Origin of the sequence: Streptomyces sp. NPDC002888 (genome assembly GCF_042888465.1) — a bacterium.
GTDB lineage: Bacteria > Actinomycetota > Actinomycetes > Streptomycetales > Streptomycetaceae > Streptomyces.
The window spans coordinates 154,809-169,060 of record NZ_JBIAPU010000018.1 but is presented as its reverse complement, the minus strand read 5'-3'; the positions used below and the strand labels follow the sequence as shown (position 1 = coordinate 169,060).

Below are 14,252 nucleotides of genomic sequence, written 5' to 3'. Positions count from 1 at the left end.
GAATGACTCCGCGGCCGCTATGACACGCTCGTGACATTTGTTGCGAACTCGGAGTGATCGCGGGGAACCTCCCCCTTCGTCACGTCCTCTGACTGGGTGACCACCAGAGGACGTACGAATCGGGGAAGCAATGCGCGCTCTCACTCGCAGGGGGATGCTCGGACTCGGCGCGGGCGCCGCGGCCGCCGGACTTGCGGGCTGCGGCAGCCTCACGTCGTCAGACGGGTCGAAGGACAGTTCAGGTTCCGGTAGCGACCACTCCGGCAAGCCCTCCGGCAGCCCGAAGCCCACCGCCCGCCCCCTCGGCGACGGCTCCACCTCCTTCACCGGCAAGCAGCCCCACCAGCCCAAGAAGCCGGTGCCGTTGGAGCCGGGTCAGGAGCCCCCGCAGTTCGTCATCTTCTCCTGGGACGGCGCGGGCGAGGTCGGCAACGGTCTCTTCCCGCGCTTCCTGGACCTCGCCAAGGAACACGGCGCGGGCATGACCTTCTTCCTCTCCGGGCTGTACCTGCTGCCCGAGTCGAAGAAGCGCCTCTACGACCCGCCGAACAACCCGCGCGGCGCCTCGGACATCGGCTACCTCACCGACGACCACGTCAAGGAGACGCTGAAGAACGTCCGCCGCGCATGGCTCGAGGGCCATGAGATCGGCACGCACTTCAACGGCCACTTCTGCGGTGAGGGCAACGGCTCGGTCGGCAAGTGGACGCCCCAGCAGTGGCGCAGCGAGATCGACCAGGCGAAGTCCTTCGTCAAGGAGTGGCGGACCAACACCGGCTGGACCGATCTGCCGTCCCTGCCCTTCGACTACGACAAGGAACTCGTCGGCGCCCGCACGCCCTGCCTCCTCGGCCAGGACAACCTGCTGCCCACCGCCCGCGCCCTCGGCTGGCGCTACGACGCCTCCTCCTCCGGCGGCATCCAGGTCTGGCCGAAGAAGAAGCTGGGCATATGGGACCTGCCGTTGCAGCAGATACCTTTCCCCGGACGCAGTTTCGAGGTCCTCTCGATGGACTACAACATGCTCGCCAACCAGTCGATCAACTCGACCAAGGCGCCCGCCCACAACTACCCGGGCTGGCGGCAGCAGTCGGCCCAGGCGTACATACAGGGCTTCAAGCGGGCATATGAGACAAACCGCGCACCCTTCTTCGTCGGCAACCACTTCGAGCAGTGGAACGGCGGCATCTACATGGACGCCGTCGAGGAGTCCTTCAAGCACATCGCGCGGGAGAAGGAGAAGGGCGCGGACGTACGGCTGGTCTCCTTCCGGCAGTTCGTGGACTGGATCGACGTACAGAAGCCGGAGGTGCTGGCCAAGCTGCGCACCCTCGGGGTCGGGCAGCAGCCGGCCGGCGGCTGGAAGACATTCCTCCAGGAGGCCCCGAACGCCTCCTCGACCGCCTCCCCGAACGCCGCCTGAAATGCGGGTTTCCGCCCGCAAGGGGGGTGCGCAAGATCCTCAGAACGGGCATGCGAAACTTTTCACATGAGTGCCGCCAGCCGCGCCCCCCAGAGCTCGACCCCATGGATCCGCTCGCGCCGCGCCGCCCTGCTCACCGCGGGTGCCGCGATCACCGCGCTGACCGTTGCCGCGTGCAGTTCGGGCGGTACGTCCGGCGGGGGCGGCGACACCAACTTCGTCATGGGCAAGGACGGCATCGCGACCGCCGACAAGGGGGAACGGGCCCAGGCCCCCGACCTGTCCGGCAAGACCATCGCCGGCAAGCAGCTCGACGTCGCCTCCTACAAGGGCAAGGTCGTCGTCCTGAACGTCTGGGGCTCCTGGTGCGCCCCGTGCCGCGCCGAGGCGCCCAACTTCGAGAAGGTCTACAAGGACCTTCAGGGCAAGGGCGTGCAGTTCGTCGGCATCAACACCCGTGACGCCAAGACCAGCAACGCCCTCGCCTTCGAGAAGCAGCAGGGCGTCACCTACCCCAGCCTGTACGACCCGACCGGCAAGCTGATGCTGCGCTTCAAGAAGGGCACGCTCAACCCGCAGGCGATCCCCTCCACGCTCGTCCTCGACCGGCAGGGCAGGATCGCGGCCCGGTCGCTGGCCGCGCTCAGCGAGGACAAGCTGCGCTCGATGATCGCCCCGGTCCTCGCGGAGAAGTGACGTGAGCTCGCTCACCACGCTCGCCGCGGACGGATACAACGACACGGTGCTCAACGGCGCCCTGTTGGCGGCCCTCCCCATCGCGCTGCTCGGCGGCCTCGTCTCCTTCTTCTCCCCGTGCGTCCTGCCCCTGGTCCCCGGCTACCTGTCGTACGTGACCGGCGTCACCGGCACCGACCTGGCCGAGGCCCGGCGCGGCCGGATGGTGGCGGGCGCCTCCCTGTTCGTCCTCGGCTTCACCGCCGTGTTCGTCTCCAGCGGAGCCCTGTTCGGCTACTTCGGGGACACCCTCCAGGACAACAAGAGCGTCCTGTCCAAGGTGCTGGGCGTGCTCATGATCCTCATGGGTGTCTTCTTCATGGGCCTCATGCCCTGGATGACCCAGCGTGAGTTCCGTTTCCACAACAAGCCCACCCTCGGACTGGCCGGCGCCCCTCTCCTGGGCGCACTGTTCGGCATCGGCTGGACCCCGTGCATCGGCCCGACCCTCGCCTCCGTACTCGCCCTGTCGGCGCAGCAGTCGAGCGCGGGCCGCGGTGCCATACTGACCGTCGCCTACTGCCTCGGCCTCGGCGTGCCCTTCGTGCTCGCCGCGGTCGCCTTCCGCAAGGCGCTCGGTGCCTTCGGCTGGATCAAGCGCCACTATGTCTGGGTGATGCGCGTCGGCGGCACGATGATGATCGTGACCGGCCTGCTGCTGCTGACCGGCGCGTGGGACAGCCTCGTACAGGACATGCAGTCCTGGTCCAACGGCTTCACTGTGGGGATCTGATCCATGAGCAAGACCACCACCGGCGAGCAGACCCCGGCCGCCCCGGACGACCAGGACCTCGGCGCGGCCGGCTCCCAGCTGTCCACCGCCCCCGCGGAGACACTGGCCAACGCGCCCGGAATCGGCGTCATCGGCTGGGCCCGCTGGTTCTGGCGGCAGCTGACCTCCATGCGGGTCGCCCTGCTGCTCCTGCTGCTCCTCGCGCTCGGCGCGATCCCCGGCTCGCTGATCCCGCAGACCGGCCAGGACGCCACGAAGGTCGCCACCTTCCAGAAGGACCACCCCACCCTCGCGCCGATCTACGACAAGCTCGGCCTCTTCCACGTCTATGGCTCGGTGTGGTTCTCCGCGATCTACATCCTGCTGTTCGTCTCCCTCGTCGGCTGCATCGTGCCCCGCACCTGGCAGTTCGTGGGCCAGCTGCGCAGCCGCCCGCCGGGCGCGCCCAAGCGGCTCACCCGGCTGCCCGCGTACACGACGTGGCGCACCGAGGCCGAGCCGGAGCAGGTCCGCGAGGCCGCGCTCAGCCTGCTGAAGAAGCGCCGCTTCCGCGCCCACCTCGCCGGTGACGCCGTCGCCGCCGAGAAGGGCTATCTGCGCGAGGTCGGCAACCTCGCCTTCCACATCGCGCTGATCGTGCTGCTGGTCGCCTTCGCCGTGGGCCAGCTGTACAAGTCCGAGGGCAACAAGCTGGTCGTCGAGGGCGACGGCGACGGCTTCTCCAACACCCTCATCTCCTACGACGACTTCAAGTCCGGCAACCTCTTCAGCAACGACGACCTGGTGCCGTTCAGCTTCACCCTGAACAAGTTCACCGGCACCTACGAGACCTCCGGCCCCAACAAGGGCACCCCGCGCACCTACCAGGCCGCCATCACGTACAGCGAGGGCGCCTACGGCAAGGGCAGGAAGACCCTCGTCAAGGTCAACCACCCGCTGGAGATCGGCGACGCGAAGGTCTACCTCACCGCCCACGGCTACGCCCCCGAGGTCACCGTCCGCGACGGCAAGGGCAGGGTCGTGTACAGCGACGCCGTGCCCCTGCTCCCGCTCGACTCCAACGTCACCTCCTCCGGCGTGATCAAGGTCCTCGACGGCTACAAGAACGCCAAGGGCGTCAGCGAACAGCTCGCCTTCCAGGCCTTCTTCCTGCCGACCTACGTCAAGGGCAACGAGGTCGCCTCGCAGTTCCCGGCGCTGCTGAACCCGGTGATGAACCTGCAGCCGTACCACGGCGACCTCGGCGTCAACTCGGGCATCCCGCAGAGCGTGTACCAGCTCGACAAGGCGCACATGAAGGACTTCAAGGACTCCAAGGGCGCGCAGCTCAGGGACAACCTGACGCCCGGCGAGACCATGAAGCTGCCGAACGGCGCCGGCTCGATCACCTACGAGGGCACCAAGGAGTGGGCGAACTTCCAGGTCGTCCAGGAACCCGGCAGCGGCTGGGCCCTCGCCGGAGCCCTCACCGCGATCTTCGGCCTCGCCGCCTCCCTGTTCATCCAGCGCCGCCGGGTGTGGGTGCGTGCGGTGAAGGGCGCCGACGGCGTCACCGTCGTCGAGATGGCCGGGCTCGGCCGCAGCGAGTCCGCCAAGGTGCCCGAGGAACTCGGCAACCTCGCCGGGATCCTGTACGACCAGGCTCCCGGGGCCCCCGACCCCGGTCCCTCAGATTCCCCCGACCCCCAAGTCGTACCTGCCGAAGGGGCTGAGCAGCAGTGACTCTCGCCGCCGCAACCGATCTGGCCGCCGCCACCAACGAAAACCTCGCGAACATCAGCAACACGCTGATCTACTCGTCGATGGCCGTCTACACCCTGGCCTTCTTCGCGTACATGGCCGAATGGGTCTTCGGCAGCCGCAGCAAGGTCGGCCGCACGGCCGCCGCGCTCACCGCCGACGCGAAGGCCAAGGCGAAGGCACCCGCCGTCACCGTGAACAGCAACGGTGGCACCGCCGTCCTGGAGCGGCCGAAGGTCGTCGTCCGGTCCGCGGCCGGCGCCCGTGACGTCCCCGACGGGCCGGGCGCGCACGGCGGCGACGAGCAGGGCGACCTCTACGGGCGGATCGCCATCTCCCTCACCGTGCTCGCCTTCCTCGTCGAGCTGGGCGGCGTCGTCGCCCGCGCGGCCTCGGTGGAGCGGGCGCCATGGGGCAACATGTACGAGTTCAACATCACCTTCTCCACGGTGGCCGTCGGCGTGTACCTGGCGCTGCTCGCCCTGAAGAAGAACATCCGCTGGCTCGGCCTGTTCCTGATCACCACGGTCCTGCTCGACCTCGGCCTCGCCGTCACCGTCCTCTACACCGCCAGCGACCAGCTGGTCCCCGCCCTGCACTCGTACTGGCTGTACATCCACGTCTCGACCGCGATCTTCTGCGGCGCGGTGTTCTACGTCGGCGCGGTCGCCACGATCCTGTTCCTGTTCAAGGACTCCTACGAGAACAAGCTGGCGACCGGCGGCAAGCCCGGCACGTTCGCCAACTCCGTACTGGACCGGCTGCCCTCCTCCGCCTCCCTCGACAAGTTCGCCTACCGCGTCAACGCGGCCGTCTTCCCGCTGTGGACGTTCACGATCATCGCGGGCGCGATCTGGGCGGGCGACGCCTGGGGCCGCTACTGGAACTGGGACCCCAAGGAGACCTGGTCCTTCATCACCTGGGTCGCCTACGCCTGCTACCTGCACGCCCGCGCCACCGCCGGCTGGAAGGGCCGCAAGGCCGCCTACCTCGCGGTGGCCGCCTTCGGCTGCTGGCTGTTCAACTACTACGGCGTGAACATCTTCGTGAGCGGCAAGCACTCCTACGCGGGGGTGTGACCCGCCTACGGTGAAGGCCGGTTCCCTGTGACCTTCAGTCACGGGAACCGGCCTTCGTCGGGTGGCCTGCCTAGGACGGCGGCAGGCACTCCTTCCCCGGTGGCTTCCCCTCCGGCCAGGCGATCCGCACGAAGCGGGAGCCGCCCTCCGCGGTGAGCTCCACGATCGGTACGGCCTTGTCGTACGGGTTGCCGTGCACGTCCAGGCAGATCCACCCGCTCACCCCGTTCACCCGCAGCGAGCCCTTGACCTGCGGCCATTGCAGACCGACGTCGGCGAGGGGCGGGACCACCCTGCCGTCGGGCGTGGCCTCGCGGATGCCGTGGACGGCCAGCAGCATGGCGTCGTACCCGATGATCAGCTGCCCGTCGTCCAGCGCGACCGGGCCGAGCGGCCCGACCGGCTCGCGCTCCGCGCTCGTCAGCAGCCCGGTCAGGGCCCGCGTGTCCTTCGCCGAGCCGCCGCCCCCCGTGGTGTCCCGCAGCCAGGCGTCCGGGTGGGCGAGAGAGGTGTAGCGGACGGAGAGGTTGCGCTTGAGGGCGCCGCGGTCCAGGTCCTTCTCATGGGTCAGGTACGAGCCCTCGTCGCCCGTCAGCAGCGTGAACCTCCGGTCCTGACATCCGCGCCCGCCCAGCGCGTTGATGAACTGCCGCAGCTGGGTGTGCCGGCCCGCGAACAGGATCGTGTCGGTCCCCGGGGACGTGTCGCACACGAGGTGGGTGATCTGCCGGAAGGTGTTCGCGGTCGTCCCCTCCTGACTGCGGTCGGCCGGCGGCGTGAACGGCTGCGGCTCGTACGGCGAGCCCTCGATCAGCTTCGCGAACGACGACTGCAGCGTCCGCGTGTACGGGTCGCCCGGCTTGTCGTACACCAGCAGCGCCTTGCCCGCCGACACCTTCGCGAAGGAGGCGAGGGCGCGGGCCTGGTCGGTGTTGGTGGGGGCGACGCGGGCGAGGCCGGGGAAGGGGTCCGTGCCCTTGTGGCCGTTGGCGAGGTCGTCGGCGGTGATGGAACTGCCGACCACCGGGATGCCACGCCGGGTCAGCTCCTGGACGGCCGCCTTGTTGTTGTCGGTGCTCATGCCGACCCCGACGACCGCGCGCAGCCGGTCGGCACCCTTCGCCATCCGCTCCAACTGGTCCACCATGTGCTCCCAGTGGTCACCGGTCGCCCCCGGATTGGCGAGCACCAGCCGGATCGCCGGAGCCTGCCCGTTGGAGCTGTGGTTGGCCTGCCACTGCGCCAGATACACGCCCTGCGCCTCGTGCAGGATGTCGCTCACCGTGGACGGGTTGGACGCGGTGAACGGCAGCATCAGCGCGACCGTCACGTAACTGCCCGGCTTGAGCCGGTCGTTCTCCCGGCCGATCGCCCGCACCACGTCCCGGAACCGGTCCCGCCCGAAGTCGTACGCCGTCGTCGCGACACCCACGCACTCCGTACCGTCCTTCGGCCGTTCGACCCCGGCGGCACACGAGCGGTCCTCCCGCGCGAGCGCCCTGATGCCGAAGAACAAGCCCGCCACCAGGGCGGCCACGACGAGCAGGGCGACATAGCGGTAGAGGCGGATCTGCCACACGTCGCGCAGCCACCGCACAGCACGGCTTCCCATCACGCCTCCCCGTCCCGGTCGTCCAACTCGTCCTCACCCGGCGTGCGCAACGGCCGGCCCGCGCGGGCGTCCCGCGGCCAGGTCTGCGACGCCGTGAACAGCAGCGCCCCGCCCGCGGGCCGCAGGTCGGACAGTTGCAGCAGCTCGAAGCGCAGCCGGTCGCACACCTTCGGATCGGGCAGCACCAGCGGGTCGGCCACCTGCCAGACGGCGTGCAAAAGCCGCCGTATCCGCAGGTGGAAGAGGGCGTCGACGCCGTCCGGGGGCCGCTGGTCGGCGTCCGTGCGGCCCAGCGCGATCGCCGCCCGCCGGTCGTCCTGGTCGGCGAAGTCCCGGCCCTCGGCGTCGTGCGCGTGAAAGTAGGGCGCCGAGGCGAGGAAGCGCAGGGTGTCCAGCCAGGTGCGGGTGTCCAGGGTGTGGAAGGTGTCGCGCAGGTGGGCCACCGCGCCCGCCGTGTCGCCCAGGGCGAGTTCGTGGTGGAGGCGGTAGCGGGCGCGGGCCGGCTCGCCGTCGCCGTCCTGCCCCTCGTCCGTGTAGTGCCGGATCAGCGTCTCGTGCACCTCGCGCCACTTGGCGTGGTCCGCGTTGCGGTGGTGCAGCCGGAGCAGCAGCAGGGCGCGTACGAAGGGGTCGCCGACGAAGTGGCCCGGCTCGGCGGGCAGCCCCTCCTCGGCGAGCCGCACCCGCAGCGACCGTACGCCCGACGAACCGAAGTCGTCCGGGAGCTGGGCGGTGGCCAGCGCGACCGCCGAGTCGTGGTCGTGGGCCGCGGCCAGCACGGTCAGCTCGTCGAGCCGGTCGGCCGGCACGAGCCGGTCCAGCAACTCGCCGTAGGCGGGGCGGCCCTCCTCCTGGTCCTCCGTCACCGTGATCCGCGCGGTGAGCAGCCCGCCGAGGGAGGCGGCCCGGTGCGGATGCTGCTTCGCCGCGGTGGCGACCAGCACGATGCCGAGCGGGTTGCCGCCGGTCAACCGGTGGATCGCGTGGGGGAGTTGGGGCGGCACGTCGATGTCGTCGCACACCGCGCCCACGATGTGCAGGGTGTCGTCCGGCGACAGCGGCACCAGCGGTACCAGCAGCGCACGCGAGGACGGCGAACTGCCCGGCTCCCACTCCGTGGCCCGCGCCACCGAGGGCAGCTCCCGCCGCACGGCGTCCCGCAGGGCCGGGAGATCCGTGCCGCGTACGGTCGCGATGAACACCACCTGGTCCGCGACCCCCTCGGCCCGGTCCCGCAGCACCGCGTCCAGCAGTCCCGGACCCGGCCCGCTCCGCACGTTGTCCAGCAGCACCAGGGGCCGGCCCAGCCGGGTGAGGTGCGAGCCCAGGCCCGTGTACGCCTCGGCCAGATCGGCGAGCAGCGCCCGCACCAGCCACCGCTCGGCGTGCTCCCGCGAGGTGCCACCGGCCCGGAAGTTCCCGGAGAGCAGCAGCAGGCCGCGCTTGGCGTTGCCGCCCGCGTTCGGATACGTGCGGTACCAGGTCGACGGCCGCTGCTCCCGGCGCCCGGTGACGCCCTCGGACAGCGCCTCCAGAGTGGCCTCGACCGTCGCCGCGACGAACGGGCCCTGCCCGCTCGCGGCCGCGATCACCTTCGCCGCGACCTTCGCCGCCCACCGCCCGGCCATGCTGAACCGCGAACCACGCTCGTTCAGCAGCAGGATCCGCACCAGCTCCCGCCGGATCCGCTCCGAGTCCGTACGACCGCTCCAGTCGCTCGCCCGCACCGCCACCAGGCCCGCCGTCAGCCTCGGGAACGTGAGCTGCCCGGCCGCCTTCACCGGCTCCGTCAACTGCTCGGCGGTCACCAGCAGCGCCTGCCACACCGGCGACCAGGACTCGGGGCTCTCCTCGTGCGGAGGCTCGGCGAACTGCTCGTCCTCGCAGTCGATCAGCGCGACCGGGGTGCGCTTGCGCGTCTCCCCCTTGCGGGTCCGCTCCGTGTAGGCGTCCCACAGCTCGGCCAGCACCGCGCTCTTGCCGAGGCCCCGGCCGCCCGCGAGCACCAGCAGCGGTAAGTCGCGGGGATGGTCGACTCCTGCGGCGAGGTGCTCGTACGGGCGCAGCCCGACCAGCCTGGGAACCAGCCCCGGAGGCTCACCGTCGAACAGCGCGCCCCGCCCGTGTATCGGTCTGTGCACCGCACCTCCCCCTGGAACGGCTTACAACGCCAGGGTAAAGAGCGGAAGTTGATTCGCACTAGATCGCGTGATGTCCGTTGGGTCACGAATTTTCCGGCCTCATCAGCCGACCGTGATCGAATCCAGCTTCTCCCGCAGATAAACATGCGAATCGACCGGCGGATACGCGACCCGCCCCACCGGCGCCGGGACCGACTCGACGAGCGTGCCCGGGGTGCACTCGCCGAAGTAGACCAGCGACATCAGCTCCTCGGCGGGCACGTCGGCCGGCGGGGGCAGAACGCGGTGCCGTCCCGAACGCCACCGGTCACCCGTCCAACGGGCCATCAGATCACCGACGTTGATGGTGAACGCCGCCGGGTCGTAGGGCGCGTCCTCCCAGCCGCCGTCGTCCGTGTGGACCTGGAGTCCGCCCTTGCCGGCCTGCCGGTCCAGGATCGTCACGGTGCCGAAGTCGGTGTGGGGGCCGATGCGGAACTGGCCCGGCTGCGGTTCGCCGACGACGTCCGTGCCGGGGTACCAGTTGATGTTGAAGCCGTATGTGGGATGGTCCATGTGCCGGGTGAAGAAGTCGGGTTCGAGCCCGAGCGCCTCCCCGAGCAGGGCGAGGAGGTGGTTCTCCAGCTCGCCCATCCTCGCCAGGTACTCCTCGCACAGCCGCCGGAGTTCGGGGACCTCGGCGGGATACACGTTGGGCGCGTACCACTCCGCGTTGACGGCCGGGTCGTCGAAGGGCTCGTGCGTGGCGAAGGTGAGGGACTCCTTGAGGTCCGGAGGGGTCTCGGTCCCCTCGGAGTAGCCGTTGGCCTCGGCGCCGGGCCCGAGCCAGCCGCGGCCGCCGACCTGCGCCGCGTAGGTCTCCTTGACCGGGGACGGCAGGGTGAAGAAGTTCCGGGCCGCCGCCCGGATCGCGGCGCGCAGCGCGGGGTCCACACCATGCCCGGTGACCAGCAGGAACCCGGCGGTCTGCAGGGCCTCGTCGACGGTACGGGCGATCCGCGCCCGTGCCTTTGGCTCCCCGTCCAGCCAGGGCCGCAGATCGACGGTCGGGATACGGGTGCGCGTGGGCTCACTCACCGATGTCCTCATTCCACAGTGCCGGGTTCGTCTCGATGAAGTCACGCATCATCGCGACGCACTCGGGGTCGTCGAGCAGCATGATCTCCACGCCGTGCTCCGCCAGCCAGTCGTGCCCGCCGTGGAAGGTGACCGCCTCACCGATCACCACACGGGAGATCCCGAACTGACGGACCAGGCCGCTGCAGTACCAGCACGGCGAGAGCGTCGTCACCATCGTCGTCCCCCGGTACGACCGCTGCCGCCCCGCCGCGCGGAAGGCGGCCGTCTCCGCGTGCATGGAGGGGTCGTCGTCCTGGACGCGGCGGTTGTGACCACGGCCGATCAGGGCGCCGTCGGCCCCGTAGAGCGCGCCGCCGATCGGGATGCCGCCCTCGGCCAGGCCCCTGCGGGCCTCCTCGACGGCGGTGGCGAGCCAGGCGCGTGCCTGTGACGGGTCCATGTGCCCCACTCTGCACGCCCCCGTCGGTCCGCGTCGTCCGGGCAGGGGGATTTCCGGCGGACGCCGTACAGGATCCGCCCCGTCTCCTACGGTGAATCGCGTGGACAAAGAAGAGGACCAGCGGCTGGCCGCCCTCGCACCGGAGATCTCCCGCCTCTCCATCGAACTGCTGCGCAGGGCAGCCGGCACCTATCCGGAGGAACGCGTCGCCCAGGAGGCCCTGGAGTGCGCCGACGACATCCTGAAGCACCACGGCACGGACGGTCTACGCGTGCTGATCATGAGCCTCACCTGCTGGTCGGCGGTCCAGCTGGAGATCAACGCCCACACGTCGGGACGGACGCTGGAGTCCCTCCTCGACGACATGCTCCTCACCTGGCTGGAGGCGAAACCGGAGGAGTGAGACCGGGAGCGGCTCAGCTGCCCTTCGGGTCCTCGCCGTTCTCCTTGCGGCGCAGCTCCTCCTCGCGGCGGCGCAGGTCGGCCTCCCAGTCCTTGAGCAGGGACTCGTCCTTCTTGTTCTCTTCCTTCAAGGACTTCAGGAACTCGGGGTTGTCGTCCGGCGCGACGAACTCGGTCCGGTGGCTGCGGTGCCACTCGGAGGGCGTGGAGCCGCCTGCCGGGGCCGTACGGACCTTGCCCGCGACGAGCCATGCGATCGGACCGACCAGCACCTCGCCGAAGAGCAGGATGATGATCACCCAGATCACCTTCGGCAGCCCCCGCACCTGCTCCTCGGGCGTGTTCAGGCAGTCGATGAAGGCGTAGATCCACAGCGCCAGGACCAGCAGGAAGGGCAGATACCGGAGCATGGTGGGCGTTCCCCCAGGAGACGACGACGGGAGCACGGACCGCCCCCGGTGACGGGGTCAGGGTAGCGGGTGTCAGATACTTGGTCCCATGGCTTACGACGATCTTCGTTCCCTGCTCAGGGCACTGGAGCGTGAAGGCGACCTCAAGCGCGTCAAGGCAGAGGTCGATCCGTATCTGGAGGTCGGGGAGATCGTCGACCGGGTGCAGAAGTCCGGCGGTCCCGCGCTGCTCTTCGAGAACGTGAAGGGCTCCGACATGCCCCTCGCGATGAACGTCTTCGGCACCGACCGCCGCCTGCTCAAGGCCCTGGGCCTGAAGTCGTACGGCGAGATCTCCGAGAAGATCGGCGGGCTGCTGCGTCCCGAGCTGCCGCACGGCTTCGTCGGGGTGCGCGAGGCGTTCGGCAAGCTCGGCGCGATGACCCACGTACCGCCGAAGAAGGTGAAGGCCGGAGACGCGCCCGTGCAGGAGGTCGTCCTGCACGGAGACGACGTCGACCTCGACCGGCTCCCCGCCCTGTTCACCTGGCCCAAGGACGGCGGCTCCTTCTTCAACCTGGGCCTGACCCACACCAAGGACCCGGAGAGCGGGATCCGCAACCTCGGCCTGTACCGCCTCCAGCGCCACGACAAGCGCACCATCGGCATGCACTGGCAGATCCACAAGGACAGCCGCAACCACTACCAGGTCGCGGCGAGGAGGGGCGAACGCCTGCCGGTCGCCATCGCCTTCGGCTGCCCGCCGGCCGTGACGTACGCCTCCACCGCACCGCTCCCCGGCGACATCGACGAGTACCTCTTCGCCGGGTTCATCGCCGGCAAGCGGATCGAGATGGTGGACTGCAAGACCGTCCCGCTCCAGGTGCCGGCGCAGGCGGAGGTCGTCATCGAGGGCTGGCTGGAGCCCGGCGAGATGCTGCCCGAGGGCCCCTTCGGCGACCACACCGGCTTCTACACCCCGCAGGAGCCGTTCCCGGCGCTGACCATCGACTGCGTGACGATGCGCAAGCGGCCGTTGCTCCAGTCCATCGTCGTGGGGCGGCCCCCGACGGAGGACGGACCCCTCGGCCGTGCGACCGAGCGCTTCTTCCTCCCCCTGCTGAAGATCATCGTGCCGGACATCGTGGACTACCACCTGCCCGAGTCCGGCGGCTTCCACAACTGCGCGATCGTCTCGATCGACAAGAAGTACCCCAAGCACGCCCAGAAGACGATGCACGCGATCTGGGGCGCGCACATGATGTCCCTGACCAAGCTCATCGTGGTCGTCGACTCCGACTGCGACGTCCACGACCTCCACGAGGTCGCCTGGCGGGCGCTGGGCAACACCGACTACGCCCGCGACCTCACCGTCGTGGAGGGCCCCGTCGACCACCTCGACCACGCCTCCTACCAGCAGTTCTGGGGCGGCAAGGCAGGCATCGACGCGACGAGGAAGTGGCCCGAGGAGGGCTACACCCGCGACGGCGGGTGGCCCGACATGGTGGAGTCGGACCCGGAGACGGCGGCGAAGGTCGACCGCCGGTGGAAGGAGTACGGGCTGTGAGCAGCGCGTCAGCCGCTCTCCCGCAACCGGGACGTGCCAAGGCCTTCCTGCGCCTGGTGATGATCGAGCACTCCGTCTTCGCCCTGCCCTTCGCCTACATCGCCGCGCTCACCGCGATGTTCCAGTGGGACCGGAACATCCACTGGGGCCGACTGCTGCTGGTGACGGTCGCGATGGTCGGGCTGCGGACCTTCGCGATGGCGGCGAACCGGATCATCGACCGCGAGATCGACGCCCGCAACCCGCGCACGGCCCAGCGCGAACTGGTCACCGGCGCGATGACGGTGAAGCACGCCTGGACCGGCGCGCTGGTCGCCCTCGTGTTCTTCCTGGGCGCGGCCGCCCTGCTGAACCCCCTGTGCCTGGCGCTCGCCCCCATCGCCGTGATCCCGATGGTGGTCTACCCCTACGGCAAGCGGTTCACGAACTTCCCGCAGGCCATCCTGGGTCTGGCCCAGGCGATGGGACCGGTGGGCGGCTGGCTGGCGATCTCCGGCGAGTGGTCCTGGGACGCGGTGATCCTCGGCCTCGCGGTCGGCGTCTGGATCGGCGGCTTCGACCTGATCTACGCCTGCCAGGACGTCGAGACCGACCGCGAGATCGGCGTCATGTCGGTCCCGGCCCGCTTCGGCATCCCCGCGGCGGTCTGGGGAGCGCGCGTCTGTCACGCCGTGACGACGGCCCTGTTCGTCTGGTACGCCGCCCTCACCGACGCGGGCGGCTTCTTCTGGCTGGGCCTGCTCATCGTCGCCGGTGCGTTCGTCTACGAGCACTCGATCGTCCGCCCCCACGACCTCTCCCGCGTGAACCGGGCGTTCTTCAGCGTCAACGGCTTCATCGGCATTGCCCTGTTCGTGTGTGCGCTGCTTGATCTGCTGGTCCGGGGCCTGACGGTCTGAGCCACCCCCCAGG

At 69.8% G+C, this 14,252-nt stretch carries 13 protein-coding genes; 8 read left to right on the top strand and 5 right to left on the bottom strand.

What is annotated here, in order from left to right:
* Positions 1-130: 130 nt before the first annotated feature.
* From ACFYWX_RS28195 to ccsB, 5 genes are all read left to right on the top strand, one after another.
* The gene (locus tag ACFYWX_RS28195) at positions 131-1,423 is read left to right on the top strand and encodes a hypothetical protein (RefSeq protein WP_389426910.1); all 1,293 of its coding nucleotides are present in this window, start codon (positions 131-133) and stop codon (positions 1,421-1,423) included.
* Between the two features lie 66 nt (positions 1,424-1,489).
* Entirely contained in the window at positions 1,490-2,119 is a 630-nt protein-coding gene (locus ACFYWX_RS28190; RefSeq protein ID WP_389426909.1) for a TlpA family protein disulfide reductase, read from the top strand.
* 1 nt (position 2,120) lies between these two features.
* Positions 2,121-2,891: a cytochrome c biogenesis CcdA family protein gene (locus ACFYWX_RS28185; protein WP_389426908.1), complete on the top strand. Its 771-nt coding sequence runs from the start codon at positions 2,121-2,123 to the stop codon at positions 2,889-2,891.
* A 3-nt stretch (positions 2,892-2,894) separates the two neighbouring features.
* Entirely contained in the window at positions 2,895-4,613 is a 1,719-nt protein-coding gene (locus tag ACFYWX_RS28180; protein ID WP_389426907.1) for a cytochrome c biogenesis protein ResB, read from the top strand.
* Entirely contained in the window at positions 4,610-5,710 is a 1,101-nt protein-coding gene (gene ccsB, locus ACFYWX_RS28175) for a c-type cytochrome biogenesis protein CcsB (RefSeq protein ID WP_389426906.1), read from the top strand. Before ACFYWX_RS28180 ends, ccsB begins: the two co-directional genes overlap by 4 nt.
* 70 nt (positions 5,711-5,780) lie before the next feature.
* Here the strand turns inward: ccsB and ACFYWX_RS28170 are convergent, their stop codons facing one another.
* The 4 genes from ACFYWX_RS28170 to ACFYWX_RS28155 all read right to left on the bottom strand — a co-directional run bounded on the left by ACFYWX_RS28170 (position 5,781) and on the right by ACFYWX_RS28155 (position 10,982).
* Positions 5,781-7,322, bottom strand: a complete 1,542-nt coding sequence (locus tag ACFYWX_RS28170; protein WP_389426905.1) for an ABC transporter substrate-binding protein — start codon at positions 7,320-7,322, stop codon at positions 5,781-5,783.
* On the bottom strand, positions 7,322-9,463 hold the full coding sequence (locus tag ACFYWX_RS28165; RefSeq protein ID WP_389426904.1) for a hypothetical protein: 2,142 nt from the start codon (positions 9,461-9,463) through the stop codon (positions 7,322-7,324). Before ACFYWX_RS28165 ends, ACFYWX_RS28170 begins: the two co-directional genes overlap by 1 nt.
* A gap of 102 nt (positions 9,464-9,565) precedes the next feature.
* A complete protein-coding gene (locus ACFYWX_RS28160) occupies positions 9,566-10,540 on the bottom strand; it encodes an isopenicillin N synthase family dioxygenase (protein WP_389426903.1) in 975 nt (324 codons plus the stop codon).
* A complete protein-coding gene (locus tag ACFYWX_RS28155; protein WP_389426902.1) occupies positions 10,533-10,982 on the bottom strand; it encodes a nucleoside deaminase in 450 nt (149 codons plus the stop codon). Before ACFYWX_RS28155 ends, ACFYWX_RS28160 begins: the two co-directional genes overlap by 8 nt.
* A 100-nt stretch (positions 10,983-11,082) precedes the next feature.
* Between ACFYWX_RS28155 and ACFYWX_RS28150 the strand changes: the two genes are divergently transcribed.
* Positions 11,083-11,385, top strand: a complete 303-nt coding sequence (locus ACFYWX_RS28150) for a hypothetical protein (RefSeq protein WP_389426901.1) — start codon at positions 11,083-11,085, stop codon at positions 11,383-11,385.
* Positions 11,386-11,398: 13 nt separating this feature from the next.
* On the opposite strand, the gene ACFYWX_RS28145 is transcribed toward ACFYWX_RS28150, so the two are convergent.
* The gene (locus tag ACFYWX_RS28145) at positions 11,399-11,794 is read right to left on the bottom strand and encodes a PLD nuclease N-terminal domain-containing protein (protein ID WP_389426900.1); all 396 of its coding nucleotides are present in this window, start codon (positions 11,792-11,794) and stop codon (positions 11,399-11,401) included.
* Between the two features lie 88 nt (positions 11,795-11,882).
* On the opposite strand from ACFYWX_RS28145, the gene ACFYWX_RS28140 reads away from it, so the two are divergent.
* Both ACFYWX_RS28140 and mqnP read left to right on the top strand, forming a co-directional pair.
* The gene (locus ACFYWX_RS28140; RefSeq protein WP_389426899.1) at positions 11,883-13,340 is read left to right on the top strand and encodes a menaquinone biosynthesis decarboxylase; all 1,458 of its coding nucleotides are present in this window, start codon (positions 11,883-11,885) and stop codon (positions 13,338-13,340) included.
* On the top strand, positions 13,337-14,239 hold the full coding sequence (gene mqnP, locus ACFYWX_RS28135) for a menaquinone biosynthesis prenyltransferase MqnP (RefSeq protein ID WP_389426898.1): 903 nt from the start codon (positions 13,337-13,339) through the stop codon (positions 14,237-14,239). Before ACFYWX_RS28140 ends, mqnP begins: the two co-directional genes overlap by 4 nt.
* The last annotated feature ends 13 nt before the right edge of the window (positions 14,240-14,252 follow it).